The organism is Synechococcus sp. H60.1 (genome assembly GCF_047462335.1).
Lineage (GTDB): Bacteria > Cyanobacteriota > Cyanobacteriia > Thermostichales > Thermostichaceae > Thermostichus.
Genome location: NZ_JANSJA010000215.1, coordinates 26,546 through 28,753 on the forward strand (window position 1 = coordinate 26,546; position 2,208 = coordinate 28,753).

Below are 2,208 nucleotides of genomic sequence, written 5' to 3' on the forward strand. Positions count from 1 at the left end.
GCATCGGACTGGGGGGCAAGTCAAAAAGGACGGTGCTCATGTAGCGCTCGGCCCAGGCGGGGCCAAAAGCTTTTTCCAAAACGCGGCGGGTGCGGTCGTTCTGTTGTTGCTGGCTGCAGTAGCGCTGCTGCCCTTGGTAGTGAACCAGGATCTGGACAGGATCCGTCTGCGGGGGGATCTGTTGCGCCAGCCGGCAGTGGATTTCCAAATAACGGCGGGCGAAATCCAAAAAGCGGTCGGCTTCTGCCTCGTCGCCGGGCCGGATGAACAGACAGTAGGGAGAAAAAATCGTCCCCCACGGCGGCAACTGGCGTCGCTCTTGGAAAGGGGCGAGATGAGCTCCCAAAGCTTCCAACTCTTGGACATAGGGATCCGGCAAAGTGGGGGTGACCGGCGAGAGATCGACGATGGCGGCGCTCACCTGACCGCGGCCGGCCACAATATCACAGCCGAACAGCGGCAGCGGGTACTGCGGCTGCGGAAACATGACGCAGTGGAGAATATCCAGGCTTTGCCCGGCCTGGGCCAGCTCCAGGTGCAACTTGCGAAAGGGAGCCCCTTGGTAGCAGCGGTTTTCAATCTGCAATTTCTCCCCCTCTAGGCGGCCCTCCACATAGCCCAGATCCTCCGGCAGGGCATAGGGAGCCAGGGCGAGGTGGGATCCCCAGATCTCTAGGATTGCCTCCGAAAGGCGCTGGATGAGGGGATGCAGTTGCGCTTGCAGAGCAGGGGCGGTGAACATGGGAGCCAAGAAGACCGGTTAAGCGACAAGTCCTCGAAAGCCGCGCCGGGCCAATCCGCAAAGGTGCCTTCCTGAAACCCAGGTTTCAGTAAGCTGAGGTGGGACTTAACAAAGCAAGGGATCCCAGCCAGTCCAGGGCTGCCGGGGGCTTTGGCGGAGGTTGAGAGGGCCGGGTGCTGACCCTACCAGGCGTTGGCAGCGTTGAGCGCCATTGGATTGCTCGAAGACGGAAGGGGTGGGATTCGAACCCACGGTGACCTTGCGGCCACAACGCTTTTCGAGAGCGTCACAATCAACCACTCTGTCACCCTTCCAGTCTGCATAGGGCTTTACCATCTTAGCGGCAAACGGGCTATCCTGCCCGGATCCCCTCTCGTGGAATGGGGCGGATGCAACCTGGCCAATTACCCCAGGGCCAAAGCTCTTGGGGGGTACGGCCCAGCCAGAAACCGCAGGGGAAATGAGATCATAGAGGTATGGCTGCCCTTTCCATTCACCACTTTCGCCAGGCCAAACAGGCGGGTCAACCGTTGGTGGCCCTCACCGCTACCGACTATGCCACAGCGCAGATCTTGGATCGAGCCGGGATCGACTTGATCTTGGTAGGCGACAGCCTAGCCATGACCAGCTTGGGGTACAGCAGCACCTTGCCCCTGACGCTGGAACAGATGATCCACCACGCCCAGGCAGTGCGCCGCGGTGTAGAACGAGCCTTTTTGGTGGCCGACTTGCCTTTCTTGAGCTACCAAGTCTGCAAAGAGCAGGCCCTCTTCTCGGCAGGACGGTTGATGAAGGAGGCAGGGGTGAATGGGGTGAAGCTAGAAGGGGGCTACCCAGACATGGTGGAAACGGTGGCCTTTCTGGTACAGCGAGGGATCCCGGTCTTGGGCCACATCGGCCTTACACCACAGGCCAAGCATCAACTGGGGGGGTATCTCCAGCAGGGAAAAACCCCCTCAGAGGCAGAGCGGCTGCGCCAGGAAGCCCTAAGCCTAGAGCGGGCAGGGGCCTTTGCCCTGGTTTTGGAACACATGCCGGCGGAATTGGCTGCCCAGATCACCCAGCAAGTCGGGATCCCGACTCTGGGCATTGGGGCTGGCCCGGCCTGCGACGGCCAAATTCTCGTCACCCACGACCTGCTCGGCCTCAGTGAGCGGATCCCGCCCTTCGCCAAAGCCTACGCCAACCTGCGAGAGGTAATCCGAGAAGCGGTGGAAGCCTTTGTCGGCGATGTTCATCAAAGACTGTTTCCCCCCACCTAGGGCATCCCCTCGGCAACTCGCAAGTATCACTTTCTGGCACCTCAGTCGTTGGTTACTGCTCTCCCTTGGTGAGGATCTCCAGAAATGGGGAGCCAGTCGGGGCAGCCGATTGCCGCCTCTGTCAAGGCTGGCCGAGGATGTACAGCGCACATGAACTACCCCACCGCGTAGGCGGGTGGGGTTTCCTCACCCGCTTGGCAGCAG

Annotated in this window: 2 protein-coding genes and 1 tRNA gene; 1 reads left to right on the forward strand and 2 read right to left on the reverse strand. The window is 60.8% G+C overall.

Going from position 1 to position 2,208, the window contains the following annotated elements; all coding sequences use genetic code 11:
• Together NW852_RS10825 and NW852_RS10830 are read right to left on the reverse strand one after the other, a co-directional pair.
• The coding region (locus NW852_RS10825) for a phycocyanobilin:ferredoxin oxidoreductase (protein ID WP_414426736.1) at positions 1-742 on the reverse strand (742 nt) is incomplete at its 3' end.
• A gap of 227 nt (positions 743-969) precedes the next feature.
• Positions 970-1,056 (reverse strand) — tRNA-Ser (locus NW852_RS10830).
• Positions 1,057-1,218: 162 nt separating this feature from the next.
• On the opposite strand from NW852_RS10830, the gene panB reads away from it, so the two are divergent.
• Entirely contained in the window at positions 1,219-2,004 is a 786-nt protein-coding gene (gene panB / locus NW852_RS10835; protein WP_414370361.1) for a 3-methyl-2-oxobutanoate hydroxymethyltransferase, read from the forward strand.
• Positions 2,005-2,208: the final 204 nt, after the last annotated feature.

Excerpts from the sequence above, each read along its gene's own strand:
- panB (WP_414370361.1), top strand. The coding sequence starts at position 1,219 with ATGGCTGCCCTTTCCATTCACCACTTTCGCCAGGCCAAACAGGCGGGT.